Annotated in this window: 8 protein-coding genes; 5 read left to right on the plus strand and 3 right to left on the minus strand. The window is 71.9% G+C overall.

Annotated features, from left to right (window positions below):
- Positions 1-76: 76 nt before the first annotated feature.
- Positions 77-1,456 (minus strand): NAD(P)/FAD-dependent oxidoreductase, encoded by a 1,380-nt coding sequence (locus tag OG734_RS21885; RefSeq protein ID WP_330289215.1) that lies wholly within the window; start codon positions 1,454-1,456, stop codon positions 77-79.
- Between the two features lie 380 nt (positions 1,457-1,836).
- Between OG734_RS21885 and OG734_RS21890 the strand changes: the two genes are divergently transcribed.
- Together OG734_RS21890 and OG734_RS21895 are read left to right on the plus strand one after the other, a co-directional pair.
- A complete protein-coding gene (locus tag OG734_RS21890; protein ID WP_330289216.1) occupies positions 1,837-2,631 on the plus strand; it encodes a TetR family transcriptional regulator in 795 nt (264 codons plus the stop codon).
- Positions 2,632-2,818: 187 nt separating this feature from the next.
- On the plus strand, positions 2,819-4,792 hold the full coding sequence (locus OG734_RS21895; protein ID WP_330289217.1) for a sigma-70 family RNA polymerase sigma factor: 1,974 nt from the start codon (positions 2,819-2,821) through the stop codon (positions 4,790-4,792).
- On the opposite strand, the gene OG734_RS21900 is transcribed toward OG734_RS21895, so the two are convergent.
- Both OG734_RS21900 and OG734_RS21905 read right to left on the minus strand, forming a co-directional pair.
- Positions 4,729-8,217, minus strand: coding sequence for an AfsR/SARP family transcriptional regulator (locus tag OG734_RS21900; RefSeq protein ID WP_330289218.1), 3,489 nt, complete (start codon positions 8,215-8,217; stop codon positions 4,729-4,731). The two genes, OG734_RS21895 and OG734_RS21900, sit on opposite strands and share 64 nt — an antisense overlap.
- A gap of 170 nt (positions 8,218-8,387) precedes the next feature.
- Positions 8,388-10,562: an asparagine synthase-related protein gene (locus OG734_RS21905; RefSeq protein WP_330289219.1), complete on the minus strand. Its 2,175-nt coding sequence runs from the start codon at positions 10,560-10,562 to the stop codon at positions 8,388-8,390.
- 822 nt (positions 10,563-11,384) lie between these two features.
- Between OG734_RS21905 and OG734_RS21910 the strand changes: the two genes are divergently transcribed.
- The 3 genes from OG734_RS21910 (at position 11,385) to trmB (ending at position 15,240) form a co-directional block, all read left to right on the plus strand.
- On the plus strand, positions 11,385-12,809 hold the full coding sequence (locus OG734_RS21910; protein WP_330289220.1) for an MFS transporter: 1,425 nt from the start codon (positions 11,385-11,387) through the stop codon (positions 12,807-12,809).
- A gap of 123 nt (positions 12,810-12,932) precedes the next feature.
- Complete coding sequence (gene lhgO, locus OG734_RS21915) at positions 12,933-14,156, plus strand: L-2-hydroxyglutarate oxidase (RefSeq protein ID WP_330289221.1); 1,224 nt, start codon at positions 12,933-12,935, stop codon at positions 14,154-14,156.
- 289 nt (positions 14,157-14,445) lie between these two features.
- On the plus strand, positions 14,446-15,240 hold the full coding sequence (trmB, locus tag OG734_RS21920; protein WP_330289222.1) for a tRNA (guanosine(46)-N7)-methyltransferase TrmB: 795 nt from the start codon (positions 14,446-14,448) through the stop codon (positions 15,238-15,240).
- Positions 15,241-15,295 lie beyond the last annotated feature (55 nt).

Genomic DNA, 15,295 nt, shown 5'->3' on the forward strand with positions numbered 1-15,295 from the left:
GACCAGTCTGGCAGTGTGGTCGGCCGGGCCGACATCCTTCAGACGCCGGCCGCGTCGGTGGAGTTCCTGGATCCGGTCAGGACGACCCCTTCGGGTCCTGGTTCGGGTGCTGGGGAGGCTTTCCACCGGCCGCGAGTTCGAACTCCGCACGGGGATGTTCGAGCGAACCGAGGGAGACGATCTCCCTCTTGAAGAGTCCCGACAGGGTCCACTCGGCGAGCACCCGGGCCTTGCGGTTGAAGGTGGGCACCCGGCTCAGGTGGTAGACGCGGTGCATGAACCAGGCAGGGTAGCCCTTCAGCTTGCGCCCGTAGACGTGTGCGACACCCTTGTGGAGTCCCAGGGAGGCTACTGAACCGACGTATTTGTGGGAGTACGTTTCGAGCGGTTCGCCCCGCAGGGAGCGGGCGATGTTCTCGCCGAGGACCTTTGCCTGGCGGACCGCGTGCTGGGCGTTGGGGGCGGTCTCCTTGCCGGGTTCCGCGGCCGTGACGTCGGGGACGGCCGCGGCGTCTCCCGCGGCCCACGCGTGCGTGGTGCCCTCGATCCGCAGCTCGGCGGTGCACTTCAGGCGCCCGCGCTCGTTCAGCGGGAGGTCGGTGGCGGCGAGGAGGGGGTGGGGTTTGACGCCTGCGGTCCACACGACCGTACGGGTGGGGAAGCGGGCGCCGTCGCTGAGGACGGCGATCCGGTCCGCGCAGGAGTCGAGGCGGGTCTCCAGGCGTACGTCGATGTTGCGGCGGCGCAGCTGGGTGACGGTGTACTTGCCCATCTCCTCGCCGACCTCGGGCAGGATGCGTCCCGAGGCCTCGACGAGGATCCACTTCATGTCCTCGGCCTTGACGTTGTGGTAGTACCGCGCGGCGTAGCGGGCCATGTCCTCCAGCTCGCCGAGCGCCTCGACACCGGCGTAGCCGCCGCCCACGAAGACGAAGGTCAGGGCGGCGTCGCGGATCGCGGGGTCGCGGGTGGAGGAGGCGATGTCCATCTGTTCGATGACGTGGTTGCGCAGGCCGATGGCCTCCTCGACCGTCTTGAAGCCGATGGCGTGTTCGGCGAGGCCGGGGATCGGCAGGGTGCGGGAGACCGAGCCGGGGGCGAGGACGAGTTCGTCGTACGTCAGTTGCTGGGCGCCCGTTCCCTCTTCCGTGGTGGCGAGGGTGGTGACGGTCGCGGTGCGTTTGGCGTGGTCGATCGCCGTGACCTCGCCGACGACGATCCGGCACCGGTCGAGGACCCGGCGCAGCGGTACGACGACATGGCGGGGCGAGATGGAGCCCGCCGCCGCCTCCGGGAGGAACGGTTGATAGGTCATGTACGGGTCTGGAGTGACGACAGTGATGTCGACCTGGCCCCGTTTCAGCTCCTGCTGGAGCTTCCGCTGGAGGCGCAGGGCCGTGTACATACCGACGTAGCCGCCGCCGACAACGAGAATGCGCGCACGTTCCTTCACCATCCCATGACGCACCCAGCGCTCGCGTTTGTCCACAGGCCCGACAATTTGTGTGACCAGCGGGCGGTGAACCGCAACGTTGCCCGAATCGTCGTCGCGCAGGGCAAAACCGCAGGTCAGCGGGTGTGAGCCGGGTGACAGGAAGGGGTGCATCCGGGACGTATCCGACACCTACTCCGATCGGGCGGCACCCCGCGCGGAACGCGCCCCTTCTGAATTGACCCTCGCTCAACTATGTTCGTAGGCCGACGGGGTGTAGGGGGATGCGCTCTTTCGGGTCCGCTCCGCGACGGGTGGGCCCGTTGTTCAGTGCCTGTTCCGTACGCTCCGGCTGCCAATGGCGGGGAGTCTCCGGGGGGAGACGTCATTACCGGGGGAACATTATGCACATTCAGGATTCTCGTTGGTCATCCGCGTCCGCCATCGCACCAGGCGGACCGGTCAGCGCGGCGGCGAGCAACGGACGTGGTGACACATCGCGTACGGCGCCGCTGCGTGTGGACGCACAGCGCAATCTGGAGCACGTACTGCGCGCAGCCCGTGAGGTCTTCGGCGAGCTGGGGTACGGCGCGCCGATGGAGGACGTGGCACGGCGCGCGCGGGTGGGTGTCGGCACGGTGTACCGGCGCTTCCCGAGCAAGGATGTTCTGGTCCGGCGGATAGCCGAGGAGGAGACCTCCCGGCTGACCGACCAGGCACGTGCGGCGCTCGGCCAGGAGGACGAGCCGTGGTCGGCGCTGTCGCGCTTCCTGCGGACGTCGGTGGCCTCGGGCGCCGGGCGGCTGCTGCCGCCGCAGATACTGCGGGTCGGCGTCGCCGACGACGACGCTTCCGGCGGCTCCGGTGACATCGGTGTCGATGAGGCGCGGGTGCCGCAGCAGCGGAACCAGCCGACGGGTGCCGGTTTCGGCACCGGGGAGCTGCGACTGGTACCCGACGACGCCGAGGCGGCCCCGCTGGCGGACGACCCGGGCGCGGCGGCGCTGCTCGACGTGGTGGGGCGGCTCGTGGAGCGGGCGCGCGAGGCGGGCGCACTGCGGCCGGACGTGTCGGTGTCGGATGTCCTGCTGGTGATCGCGACGGCGGCGCCCTCGCTGCCGGACGCCGCTCAGCAGGCGGCGGCCTCTTCGCGGCTGCTGGACATCCTGCTGGAGGGGTTGCGGTCGCGGCCCCTGTGACGGTCCACAAATGTGTCGGTTGAGCATTCCCCGTTCGGGTGAACGCTGGTACCTCGTTGCGGGAAGTCCCCACGGATGAGTGGTTGGCTCGTTCCGGGGTCCCTGAACAAAAGCCAATATGGCACTCTGACCCGGTGTTCGGGACTCGATGTGCAGGCAGCTGCGCAGGCGGCAGGGGCTTTCCGCGATGAGCGTTGACGGGCGGGACGAGTCTCTCGGTGACGGCGGCGGACTGACCTCGCCGCAGGTGCCGAGCCAGGGCGGCCCGGGCGGTGTGCAGTACCTGGGCGGCTCCGTGGACGGTTCGGAGTACCCGGAGTACCTCGACGACCCGATGGAGGGCAGCGTCCCGGCGCAGCGCGGGGGCAGCGTGCTGCCGCCGTCCGACACCGACCTGATCGGGCGGATGCGCTCGGGCGACGACACGGCGTACGAGGAGCTGTACCGGCGCCACGCCGGCGCCGTACGCCGGTACGCGCGCACGTGCTGCCGTGACGGCCACACCGCCGACGACCTCACCGCCGAGGTCTTCGCCCGTGTGCTCCAGGCGGTGCGCGGCGGCTCAGGACCCGAGTACGCGGTACGCGCCTATCTGCTCACCACCGTCCGCCGGGTCGCCGCGAACTGGACGACGTCGGCGAAGCGTGAGCAACTGGTCGACGACTTCGCGGTGTTCGCGACGCAGGCCGCGCGCGGCTCGGAGAGATCCGCGATGTCTGCGACGTCCGCGGTGTCTGCCGACAACGACACTCTGGACCTGGGTGCCGACGTACGCGCGATGCACGAGGCCGAGCAGTCCATGGCCATGCAGGCGTTCCGGTCGCTGCCCGAGCGGTGGCAGGCCGTGCTGTGGCACACCGAGGTCGAGGACGAGTCGCCGAGCGAGGTCGCCACCCTCTTCGGGCTCGACGCCAACGGCACGCGCGTGCTCGCCAGCCGGGCCCGGGAAGGGCTCAAGCAGGCCTACCTCCAGGCACATGTCAGCGCGACCCTCGTCACCGACGAGGAGTGCTCCCGATACGCCGACCGGCTCGGTGCCTACGCCCGCGGCGGTCTGCGTACCCGGGCCGAACGGGGGCTGCGCAAGCACCTGGAGGAGTGCGTCAAGTGCCGGCTGGCCGCGGGCCAGATCAAGGAAGTCGCGAGCGGTATCCCCGCCGTCGTACCGATCGCGGTCATCGGCTGGTTCGGCGCCGCCGGGTACGCCAAGGTCGCCGCGCTGGTCGCCGGGGGAGCCGGAGCGGGTGCGGTGGGCGTCGGTGGTGCGGCGGCCGCGGCGAGCGGTTCGTCGTCCGGCGGGGCCGGTGGCGGCGCGGCGGCCTCGGAGGCGCTGGGCGCGCCGGTGAAGGCGGGCATCGCGGCGGGCGTTGTCGCCGTCGGGATCGCGGCGGTGGTGTTCGCGCTGGCCAACGACGAGGTCCCGAAAGAGCCGGTCGCCCGGCCGTCCCCGTCCGCGCCGGTGATCCAGCCAGAGGCACCGAGCCCGACACCGACACCGAGCCCGACGCCGCCCGGGCAGGAACCCGAGCCGGCGCCCCCTGCCCTCGTCCCGGCTCTGGCGCCCAGGCCCACCCCGAGCCCCACCCCCACCCCGGCTCCGTCCCCGAGGCCCACCTCGAGTTCCACCCCGACTCCGACCCCCAGCCCGACCCCGCCTCCGCCCCCGGCACCTGCCCCGAGTCCCACCCCGACGCCGCCTCCACCGCCTCCTCCGCCGGCGCCCGCCCCGGCCGACTACCAGTGGAACGAGCTGCAGTACGGCATCACCGGCGACGGCACCAAGCCCGAGATGCGGCTCGGCGAGAGCAGTTGGGTGTGGCAGCGGTGGGGGGTGGCGATCGCGGACAAGCGGTACGAGCACGGGGTCACCGTCCACGGGGAGTCCTCGGTCACCATCGACCTCAACCGCGACTGCGCCTCGTACGAAGCCCTGGTCGGTGTCGACGACCTGACGCTCGGCCTCGGCCAGGTCCGCTTCTCGGTGTTCGCCGACGGGGAGCGCATGTGGCGGTCCGAGCTGGTCAAGGGCGGCCAGGAGGCCGTACCCGTCCACGTCCACCTCACCGGGCGCAAGACGATCCGGCTGGTCGTGGAACCTCACTCACCGTTCGACTCGGTGGCACTCGCGGACTGGGCGGAGTCCAAGTTCATGTGCCGGTGACGGAGGGTGCCCGGGACGGGCGTGGTCGGGGTGCGCTCAGTGGCGGGTGAGGTGTCCAGGTGGGCGAGTTCGTCGAGGACGTCGTCCACGCTGAGTTCCGATCCCGTCCTGCGTTCGGACTCGTACCGGTCCGCTCCCAGGGCCGCGCGGGCCTCGGTCGCCGTCTCCTCTGCCCGCGCGCGGTCCGGCATCGGGCGCGGGTGGTCGCCCCGCCAGCTGTCGGAGGCGGCGAGCAGGCGGACCGCGCGGGGCAGATCGCCGAGGAGGGCCAGCAGTCTCGCCGCGCTGTCCACCAGCGCCGCCGTGATCACCTCGGCGCAGCGCTGCGCCACGGCCTCTCGCAGCGTGGCGGTCAGTTTCGCCACTCCCACCTCGGGCCCGCACTCCTCGGCCGTCACAAGGGCGTCCATCGCGTCCAGCCCCGCTGTGAACTGCGGCGGCGGTGTGCCGTGCGCGATCTCCGCGCGGGACTGGTCGCACAGCGCACGCGCGCGGACGACATCCCCCTCCCCCAGCGCCATCTGCGCCCGCAGCAGCAGGACGAACGCCCGGGAGTCCGCCACCCCGTAACGCTCGGCCGCCCTGCTCGCCTCGTCCAGCGCGGTCAGCGCGCGGGCCCGATCGCCCTCGCGGTAGGCGATCTCGCCGAGCCGTGCCATGAGAAACGGTCCCTCGGCATGGGCGCCCACCTCGTGGGCGAGCCGCAGCGCCTCCTCGTACTCCCGTTTGGCCTCATCGAAGCCGCCGCGCAACATGGCGGCCTCCCCGGCCGCGCTGCACACCTGGGCCCGCACCCAGCGGTCTCCGACGCGCCGACTGAGCACGCGCAGTTCCGCGAGGTCGTCGTCCACCCGCCGGCCGCGCAGGCCGCCCGCCGAGTCGACGGCCAGGTGCGTACGGAACATCAGGGTCACGGCGACCTCCCAGTCGCCGCCGTGGACACGGCAGTTGGCGAGCGCCGTGTCCAGGGCGGCGGCAACGGCCACCTGGCCGTTGTCCAGGTCGACGGGACCAGGGGAGCCCGGACGGTCGGAGAGAAACGTGAACGGCCAGGCGATGCCGGGCAGCCGGGCCGCTTCCGGGCCGCCGCGCTCGAAGTGGGCGCGTACCTCGGCGAGTTGGCGTTGCCAGTGCTCGTCTCGGGGGACGGTGGCCGGGTCGGCGTCGTGGATCAGGAAGATGCGGAGCATACGGAGGTTCATTCGGCGGTTCACATAGCCGTTCGTGCGGCGGGCGGCTTCTCCCGCTTCTCCCTCTCGCCCGTCCGTCTCCGTCTGTCGAGTCGGCCCTGTATCCAGGTCCAGGACCCGCGTCAGCCATTCCATGCTCTCTCGGCGGAAGTTGCGCAGCCACCAGAACCAGCCCATCGCGAGGACCAGGGCGGTGGCCTCCTCCTCGTCGCCCTCGTCGATCGTGCGGTCGAGGGCCGCCCTGATGTTGTCCAGCTCCGTCTCCAGGCGGGCGATCCACGGGAGTTGCTCGGCGGAGCGGAGCAACGGTTCGGCCGTCTCGACCAGCGTGCGCACCCACGCGCGGTGCCGTCGCTCGACGGCGGCACGCAGTTCGGGGGCCTCCGCGGCGCGCTCGGTGGCGTACTCGTGGATGGTCTCCAGCATGCGGTAGCGCATCCCGGGTACGCCCGTGCCGAATGCGTGGTTCTCGTCGTTCTGGTCGTTCTCGTCGTGCTCGTGCGGCGTCGCGACTATCAGGGACTTGTCGACGAGCGCCCCAAGGAGGTCGGCCACCGGGCCGGTGCACACCGCCTCCGCGGCGGTGAGGTCCCAGCCGCCCGCGAAGACGGAGACCTCGCGCAGCACCGTCCGCTCCGGCTCGTCGAGCAGGTCCCAGGACCAGTCGACGACTGCGCGCAGGGTCTGCTGGCGGGGCAGCGCCATGCGGTTTCCGGAAGTGAGGAGGCGGAAGCGGTCGTCGAGGCGGTCGGCGATCTGACGAGGGGTGAGCAGTCGCAGGCGGGCGGCGGCCAGCTCGATGGCGAGGGGCAGTCCGTCGAGCCGGCGGCAGATCTCCGCCACCGCCTCGGTGTCACGGAGGGCGGTGTGCGCACCGGGGCGTACGGTCGCCGCGCGCTCCTCGAAGAGGCGGCGGGCCGGGTCGGGGAGGAGGGGTTCGACCGGGCGCACCGACTCGCCGGGGACGCCCAGGGGTTCACGGCTGGTGGCGAGGATCGTGAGCCCGGGGCAGTGCGTGAGGAGGGTTTCGGCGAGTTCGGCCGCCGCGTCGATGACGTGTTCACAGTTGTCAAGGATCAGGAGTTGACTGCGCGGGGCGCAGTACTCGATCAGCAGGGCGAGCGGGTCGTCCTGCTGGGTTGTCAGCTCGGTGGTCCTGAGCACGGTCTCGCGCAGACCGAGCGCGCTGACCACCGCGCCGGGGACCGCCTCCGGCCGGTCGAGCGGGGCGAGCTCGACGAGCCACGCCTGGGGGAGGCCGGCGGCGGCTTCCTCGGCGAGACGGGTCTTTCCGGAACCGCCCGGTCCGATGAGGGTGACGAGACGGGTCCTGTGCACATCCGAACGGATGGCCTCGATCTCGGGTTCCCGCCCGACGAAAGATGTCAGACGGGGACGAATGTTGGTGCTATTGCTGTTGTTGCCGTTCCTGCTGTTGTTGCCGTTGCGGTGGGGGTGTTGGGCTGGGGTGGCGTTGTGGGTGGGGGTGGTTGGCCTGAGTGGGGCGGGCGGCCCGATCTGCTGTGCCAGCAGTTCCTTGTGCAATGTTCGTAGTTCCGGGCCCGGGTCCGTGCCCAGGCCCTCCGCCAGGGTTCGGCGGGCCGTCTCGTACGCGGCGAGGGCGTCCGCGCTGCGGCCCGTGTCGCGCAGGGCGCGGATGAGGAGGACGTGCAGCGGCTCGTCGTACGGGTGGGCCCCGGTCAGTTCCTGCAGCTCCGGCACGGCGTCGTGGGCGTGGCCCAGTCTCAGGTCGGCCTCCACGCGCGCGCGTGTCGCCTCGCGGCGCAGGGCCTCGGGGCGGGTCGCGGCGGTGCGGTCGGGGAGGTCGGCCAGGGCGGGGCCGCGCCAGAGGGCGAGGGCCTCGGAGAGGGTGCGCGCGGCCGTCGTGGGGTCGGCACTGTCCAGGGCGGCCTTGCCCTGCCGTACGAGGCGTTCGAAGACGTGGAGGTCGATGTGGTCCTGGGGCGCTGCCAGGCGGTAGCCGCCGGGGTCCGAGGCGATGGTGCCCTTGCCGAGGGTGCGGCGTAGGCGGCCGATGAGGGCCTGGACGGCTGCGGGGGCGTCCTTGGGCGGGGTGTCCGCCCAGACCTCGTCGATCAGGGTTTCGGGGGTGGTGGTGCGGTTGGGGCGCAGGGCAAGGGCGGTGAGGAGGGCGCGGAGGCGGGGGCCGCCGATGGGTACGGCGGTGCCGTGGTCGTCCTCGGCCTGGGTGACGCCCAGGATTCTGTACCGCACCGGCCTATTCTCGCCCCCGCCGCCCTTACCCGTCCCATCCCTGGGGGCTGCGCCCCCAGACCCCCGCGACGGCCCTGAACGGGCCTTGTCCTCGAACTCCCCCAGAGGGGGGACCCCCAGACGGGCTGGAGATACCGGCCGGGGCCGAAGAGGTACTCCTGCTCCTGCCCTCACCCACTGTGGGCGCCCGCGCCCGCTCCCAGCGCGCCCCTCTGGGGGGTGATTCCCCCCGGTACGGCTCGTTGGCGGGCCGGGGTTCCGGTCCAGCAGGTGCCTCGGCGGGAGAGGAGGCGGCGTAGCCATACCTCCAGGGAGACCAGATCCGCCAGACCGTCCAGGGGGAGGGGTTCGCCTTCCGCGGCCGCCCTGATCGCCTTGCGGACGACTCGGGCTTCGACCAGGCCCGCCTCCGCCAGCAACGGGGTGTCGAACAGGGCCATCAGGGACTCCGCCGACACCCGCAGGCCCGTCCGCGACGCCGCGTTCGCCGACGCGTGGGACGGCGTGCCCCAGCCGGGGGGCAGGTCCGCGACGCCGGCGCCTTCCAGGACCGTACGGAGGATGGACGCGCGGGCGCCCGGCTGGACGCGCAGGGCTTCCGGGAGGGCCCGGCACGCGCGTACCACCTGGTTGTCCAGGAAGGGCGTGTGGAGGCGCTGGAAGCGGATCTCGGCGGCCTGTTCCAGGACGCGTACGTCCGCCGCCTGGCGGGCCAGTGCCGTACGCGCGCGGAAGTCTCCGGGGCGTTGCCCGGGGCCGACGCCGACGCCCGCGCGGTCCGTCGCCCAGTTCAGGCGAACCGATACTTCAGCGAGCGCCTCACCGGTCAGCCAGCGCGCCGCCGGGCCGGGTCTCGCCCAGGTGAGCGCGGCCAGCGAGGCCCCCACCGCACCCCCGGGCTCGTCGAACCGGCGCTGCATCAGGCGGTCGGCGAGGTTCTCGATGCCGGCCTTGTAGGGCGTACGGGCGAGCTTGCGGGCAGCGCCGTACACGCGCGCGGGGACCATCACCGAGCTGTCGGCCTTCGCGAGCGCCGCCACCGGGCGGACCAGGTGGCGTCGTTTGCGGTCCATCAGGAGGTCGGCGAGGCGGGCGGGGTGGGCGTCCAGCACCTGCCGGGCGCCGTAGCCGGTGAAGTGGTCCGCGCTGCCCGCGGCCAGGCGGGCGCGGTGTCTGGCCGCCGTCACGAGGGACGGGCCCGGCTCGTCGGTCAGCGGGCCCTCCAGGTCGGCGTACGGGAGGACGTCCTCGCCGCCCGCCACCACCACGTGGTGCAGGCGCGGGTTCGCCGCGAGGTTCCCCGCCCGTTCCAGTTCCGCCTCGCGCCCGCCCACCACCAGGTCGTTGAACGTCACCGCCACGAGCCGCTCCCCCGCGCCCGTGCCGTGGCCCAGCACCGTCCCCGGCATGCCCGGCAGGCCAGCCGCCAGGAGCGCCAGCGTTCCCGAGGCCGGGCCGCCGGACAGGTCGGCCCCTATCCCCGGTACGGGCATTCCGCGCGCCGCACGCCGTTCCGCGGGGCCCATCCCGGGCACGGGCCCGGGGTCCATGTTGGCGTCGGGCACATGGCGAGGCGCGGACAGCCGGGCGCGTACCGCCTCGACCAGCGCGTCCCGTACGCCGTCCACCGCACTGTCGGGGTCCACGGAGGCAGCCGCGACCGCGAGAGAGGCGACCGGTTCGTACCCGGCGATCTCGCGCGCCCCGGCGCGCAGGATCAGCGCATGCCCGGGCGGAATGCGCCGCACGCCGTCGTAAGGGGTCGAGTCGTGCAGCGCGGCCGGTACATCCGGGGCCGCGAGAAGGGCGGCGAGGTGGCCGAAGTCGAGGTTGGCCTCGATGAGGTCGGCGAGCGGGAGGGCCGCCGTCGCATAGGCCGTGCCGCCCGCCCACGGGGTGTAGAACACCGGGCGCGCGCCCGCCAGGTCGCCGCAGACCATGAGTCTGCGGCCCACCTGGACGATCGCCGTGTAGCTGCCAGGCCAGGCCGTCAGATGGCGAAGTGCCCCTCCGCGGGCGGCGAACAGGGCGACCCGCAACTGTTCGTCGGTGGCTCCGCAGGTGCCCAGAACCGCGATGCGGGTCTGTTCGTCGGCCCGCACGACGCGCACCTCGTCGGGGCGCCAGTCGCCGACCGCCCAGAGCGGATCCGGGTCTCCCCAGAGGAGTTGGGAACCGACCGGGTGGACCGTCTCACCGTCGTAACCGGTCGCACCCGCCGAGTATCCGGCCCCGACTCCGGTTCCGCTTCCGACCCCGGCACCGTCGGCCGCGTAACCGCCAGGCCCTGTCGCGTACTTGGCGGCCACAGCTGCGGTGCTGCTCCATCCCACCAACCACCGCATCGACGCCTCCACAGGCTGTGGACAACCAGTGCACCGTACGAACTCGGCACCATGCTGCCATGAAGGACGCGCCTCGGAGGGACGGCGGAGCCGCTCGCGCTCCCCGGAATGCGCCCCTGCGAACTCCTGTGCACCCCCTGGAACATGCCCGCGTAGCCCCGAACGCACGCGCAGATCAAGGGAGTTCGAGGTTCTTCGAGGCTCTTCGAGCTTCAGGGCAAGGGGCTTCGGCATGGGAATCAGGGGATCGCCGAACCCGGGCAGGAAGTTCACAACCCGCGCTGTCAGGGAGTTCGCGCCACGACCGCGACCTGAATGCGCCCCCATTACGCTCCCCAAAGACGCCCCACGCGCCCTCAATTTCCATGGTGGGAGGGGTAATCGGCCCGAGAGGACGGGGTCTGTTTTCGGCCAAGTTGGCGAAGCGCGGACAGGCTCGCGCACGCTCCGTACAGGCTCTGCGGAGCGCAGAGCCGACGCACAGTCCGGGAGGCGGAGCTCGCCTCCCGGACCGGTCCGCCGCCCGCGGGGATGTAGGCGGCGGTGTCCCCCAGCCCACTGGATCCAGTACAGCGGGCCGACCCACGCAGGATCCATGGAAGCGCTCCCGCCATGGCCGGAGAAGAGCGCACGGACAGGCGCACGGCCACACAGCGGGGGCACGCCGCAACGGTACGTACATCCCCAGAACTTCCGTACGGACCACAATCCCGCCATCCGGAACAATGCCCCTTAACGCTTGGGATGCGGCGAACTACGCTGGGTTTACGAATGCCGCATGGTTATGCCAGCGCGGCAGCCGTCTGTGTCGAGGGGTGGCGCATGTCCAGGGAGCAACGCGGGCCGAACGAAAAACTCGGCACCGTTCTCGCCCTCGCGGGAATCAGCAACGCAGGACTCGCGCGTCGCGTCAACGACCTTGGCGCTCAACGCGGGTTGACTCTTCGCTACGACAAGACGTCGGTGGCGCGCTGGGTGTCGAAGGGCATGGTGCCGCAGGGCGCCGCGCCGCACCTCATCGCGGCCGCCATCGGCCAGAAACTCGGCCGCCCGGTGCCGCTCCACGAGATCGGCCTGGCGGACGCGGATCCCGCACCCGAAGTGGGCCTCGCCTTCCCCAGGGACGTCGGACAGGCCGTCCGCTCGGCCACCGACCTCTACCGCCTCGACCTCGCGGGCCGCCGTGCCGGCTCCGGCGGCATCTGGCAGTCGCTCGCCGGATCGTTCGCAGTGAGCGCATACGCAACGCCCGCCTCACGATGGCTGATAACCCCGGCCGACAGCTCGGTGGCACGCGACGCGAGCCCCGCCGAGGGCTCCGGGGCACCGTTGAAAGTCGGCCACAGCGATGTGCAGAAACTGCGGGAGGCCGCGGAGGACGCCAGGCGCTGGGATTCCAAGTACGGCGGCGGCGACTGGCGTTCGTCGATGGTGCCCGAGTGCTTAAGGGTGGAGGCGGCGCCCCTGCTGCTGGGGTCGTACTCGGACGAGGTGGGACGCGCGCTGTTCGGGGCGTCCGCCGAACTCACCCGCCTCGCCGGGTGGATGGCCTTCGACACGGGCCAGCAGGAGGCCGCGCAGCGGTACTACATCCAGGCGCTGCGGCTCGCGCGGGCAGCGGCCGATGTGCCGCTGGGGGGCTATGTCCTCGCTTCGATGTCTCTGCAGGCGACCTACCGGGGCTTCGGTGACGAGGGTGTCGACCTCGCCCAGGCCGCCCTGGAGCGCAACCGGGGTCTCGCGACGGCCCGCACGATGAGTTTCTTCCGGCTGGTCGAGGCACGGGCCCACGCGCGCGCGAGTGACGCCCACGCGGCCGGCGCGGCGCTGCGCTCGGCGGAGGGCTGGCTGGAGCGGGCCCGCGACGGCGACAACGATCCGTCCTGGCTCGGTTTCTACGGGTACGACCGCTTCGCCGCCGACGCCGCCGAGTGCTACCGCGACCTGAAGGCACCACGCCAGGTCCGCCGCTTCACGGAGCAGGCACTGTCGAAGCCGACGGAGGAGTTCGTGCGCTCGCACGGACTGCGGCTGGTCGTCTCGGCGGTCGCCGAGCTCGAGTCGGGCAATCTCGACGCGGCATGCGAGCAGGGCGTACGGGCGGTGGAGGTCGCGGGGCGCATCTCCTCGGCGCGCACCACCGAGTACGTGAAGGATCTTCTGCACCGGCTGGAGCCGTACGGGGACGAGCCGCGGGTGGTGGAGCTGCGCGAGCGGGCTCGGCCTCTGCTGATGACTCCAGCGTAGAAACCGTAGAAACTCACCGCGTAACTCACCGCGTCCGAAGACGCTGCAACGTGTGTCCGCTTCCTGCGTTTGAAGTGACTGTCAGTGGCGCAGTGCACTATCGAAAGCAGGAGGTGGAGCGCGGTGGAGCTGACGCGTGGGTTCGCTTACGACTGTGACGTGCTGGTGATCGGTGGGGGGATCGTCGGCCTGTCGACGGCGTATGCGATCACGCGCGCCGCGCCGGGTACGCGGGTGACGGTGCTGGAGAAGGAGTCGGGCCCCGCCCGGCACCAGACAGGGCGCAACAGCGGCGTCATCCACAGCGGGATCTACTACCGGCCGGGCTCGCTCAAGGCGCGGTACGCGGTGCGGGGCGCCGCCGAGATGGTCAAGTTCTGCGCGGAGTACGGCATCCCGCACGCCGTCACCGGCAAGCTGATCGTCGCCACGGAGCGGGATGAGTTGCCCCGGCTGCACGCCCTCGTCCAGCGCGGCCGGGAGAACGGCATTCCGGTGCGGGAACTGGGCCCCACCCAGATCGGCGAGTACGAGCCGGAGGTACAGGGACTCGCCGGCATACACGTGGGGACGACGGGCGTGTGCGACTACGTGGCGGTCGCCCGGCAGCTCGCCGAGTCCTCCGGCGCGGAGATCCGGTACGGGGCCGAGGTCGTCCAGATCGACCGGCGGCCGGAGCTCGGGGTGGCCGTACGGACGGCGGGGCCGGGGGGCGGCGAGGTCGTGCGGGGGCGGGTGCTGGTCAACTGCGCCGGGCTGTACTGCGACGAGGTGGCGCGGCTGACCGGCGACGATCCGGGAATGCGGATCGTGCCGTTCCGGGGCGAGTACTTCACGCTGGCGCGGCCCGAGCTGGTCCGGGGGCTGGTGTATCCGGTGCCGGATCCGGCGTTCCCGTTCCTCGGGGTGCATCTCACCCGGGGGATCGACGGGAGCGTCCACATCGGGCCCAATGCCGTGCCGGCGCTGGCCCGCGAGGGGTACGGGTGGGGGACCGTACGGATGCGGGAGCTGGCGGCGACGGTGGCGTGGCCGGGGTCGTGGCGGATAGCCGCGCGGCACTGGCGGTACGGGGGCGGGGAGCTGCGGCGGTCGGTGTCCAAGAGGGCGTTCGCGCGGGCGGTGCGGAGGTTGTTGCCGGTGGTGTCGGAGGGAGATCTGGTGCCTGCGGCGGCGGGGGTGCGGGCGCAGGCGGTACTGCGGGACGGGACGCTGGTGGACGACTTTCTCATCCAGGAGGGGGCGAGGGCGGTGCATGTGCTGAACGCGCCGTCGCCTGCGGCGACCGCTTCGCTGCCGATCGGGCGGGAGGTGGCTCGGCGGGCGTTGGGTGTGCTGGGTGGGTGAGGCGAGGGTGCCGTGGGGTTTTTCGCCCCCGCCGCCCCTACCCGTCCCATCCCGTTCCTGGGGGCTGCGCCCCCAGACCCCCGCTGTCGGCCCTGAAGGGGCCTTGTCCTCAAACGCCGGACGGGCTGGAGATGCGGGCCTGGGCCGGCACCGAGAGGTTCGAGGCCGCCCTGCAATCGTGCCGAGACGGGTGCGCGGGTGGGAAACTCGGCCTGGGCTGGGCCGACGGTGCCTCTCAACCGCCGGGCGAGACGGATGATCCTGGCGCGGCGGTAAAATCGACCCCACTGTGTCTGACTCCATTGACTCCGCCCCCGCCCCCGAGCCGACGCCCGCTCTCGTCCGCGCCAAGGGTGCCCCCAGGTTTCCCGGTGGGCCGCAGGCCGATCCTGCCGGGTCGCACTTCGAGCGGCGGATCAGGAGCTTTCAGCCCCGGCGCAGCCGGGTCACCGCCGGGCAGGGTGATGCCTTGCGGCGGCTGTGGCCCAAGTGGGGGCTCGACATCGACGGGCACGCTCTCCGGCTCGGCGAGCTGTTCGGGGACGACCTGCCCGTCGTACTCGAGATCGGGTTCGGGATGGGCGAGGCCACCGCGAGGATGGCTGCCGACGATCCCCGTACCAACATCCTCGCCGTCGATGTGCACACCCCGGGCCAGGGCAACCTGCTCAACCTCGCCGACCAGCACGGGCTGACCAACATCCGCGTCGCCAACGGGGACGCCATCATCCTGCTCCGCGAGATGCTCACCCCCGACTCCCTCGACGGCCTGCGCGTCTACTTCCCGGACCCCTGGCCCAAGAAGCGGCACCACAAGCGACGGCTGATTCAGGCCGAGTTCCTCGATCTTGTCGCCGACCGGCTGCGCCCCGGCGGACACGTGCACTGCGCGACCGACTGGGAACCGTACGCCGAGCAGATGCTCGATGTGCTCGACGCACACCCGGAGTTCGAGAACACCCAGCCCGGGGGCAGTTACGCGCCACGTCCGGAGTTCCGGCCGCTGACCCGTTTCGAGGGCCAGGGACTGGAGAAGGGTCATGTCGTGAACGACCTGCTGTTCCGCCGCGTACAGCACTCGTAGAGCACCGCATCTTTCCCGCACCGTCGCGGGCCGCGTCCCTCCCTCGTTAGGGTCA

It is taken from the genome of Streptomyces sp. NBC_00576 (assembly GCF_036345175.1).
GTDB lineage: Bacteria > Actinomycetota > Actinomycetes > Streptomycetales > Streptomycetaceae > Streptomyces.

Bases quoted from the DNA above. Each gene is read 5' to 3' on its own strand.
- OG734_RS21885 (WP_330289215.1), bottom strand. From the start codon at position 1,456: ATGGTGAAGGAACGTGCGCGCATTCTCGTTGTCGGCGGCGGCTACGTC.
- OG734_RS21890 (WP_330289216.1), top strand. From the start codon at position 1,837: ATGCACATTCAGGATTCTCGTTGGTCATCCGCGTCCGCCATCGCACCA.
- OG734_RS21895 (WP_330289217.1), top strand. From the start codon at position 2,819: ATGAGCGTTGACGGGCGGGACGAGTCTCTCGGTGACGGCGGCGGACTG.
- OG734_RS21905 (WP_330289219.1), bottom strand. From the start codon at position 10,562: ATGCGGTGGTTGGTGGGATGGAGCAGCACCGCAGCTGTGGCCGCCAAG.
- OG734_RS21910 (WP_330289220.1), top strand. From the start codon at position 11,385: ATGTCCAGGGAGCAACGCGGGCCGAACGAAAAACTCGGCACCGTTCTC.